This window comes from Gilvimarinus gilvus (assembly GCF_030518155.1).
Classification (GTDB): domain Bacteria; phylum Pseudomonadota; class Gammaproteobacteria; order Pseudomonadales; family Cellvibrionaceae; genus Gilvimarinus; species Gilvimarinus gilvus.
In genome coordinates this window covers 1-463 of record NZ_JAULRU010000074.1, presented here as the reverse complement: position 1 = coordinate 463, position 463 = coordinate 1, and the positions used below count along the sequence as shown (strand labels likewise).

Below are 463 nucleotides of genomic sequence, written 5' to 3'. Positions count from 1 at the left end.
CTTTTCCTTTGCTTGCAGATGAAAATCACGAAATTTTGAATGCTTTTGGGGTTTGGGGACCAAAGAAATTTATGGGACGCGAATTTGATGGAATTCATCGTACAACTTTCATCATTGATGAAAAAGGAGTGATTACAGATGTAATCGAAAAAGTGAAAACAAAAGAACACGCAAAACAAATTTTAGAAAAATAAAAAATAATATAATGAGCGATTTAGACAATAAAAAGAAAGCGTTACAGCTGATCTTAGATAAGATGGACAAAGCTTACGGGAAAGGAACTGTAATGCGTATGGGAGATTCGGCTGTTGATGATAAAATAGAAGTAATTCCTTCTGGATCTTTAGGATTAGATTTAGCGTTAGGAGTAGGAGGTTATCCTCGCGGACGTGTTATAGAAATCTACGGACCAGAATCTTCTGGTAAAACAACATTGACTTTACATGCTATTGCTGAAGCCCAA

At 35.6% G+C, this 463-nt stretch carries 1 protein-coding gene and 1 pseudogene; both read left to right on the top strand.

Features of this window, described 5'->3' with window-relative positions; genetic code table 11:
- On the top strand, nt 1-194 hold a 194-nt coding region (locus QWI17_RS00370), incomplete at its 5' end, for a redoxin domain-containing protein (RefSeq protein WP_302720516.1).
- A gap of 11 nt (nt 195-205) precedes the next feature.
- A pseudogene (locus QWI17_RS00365) lies at nt 206-463 on the top strand (hypothetical protein); the annotation flags it as partial.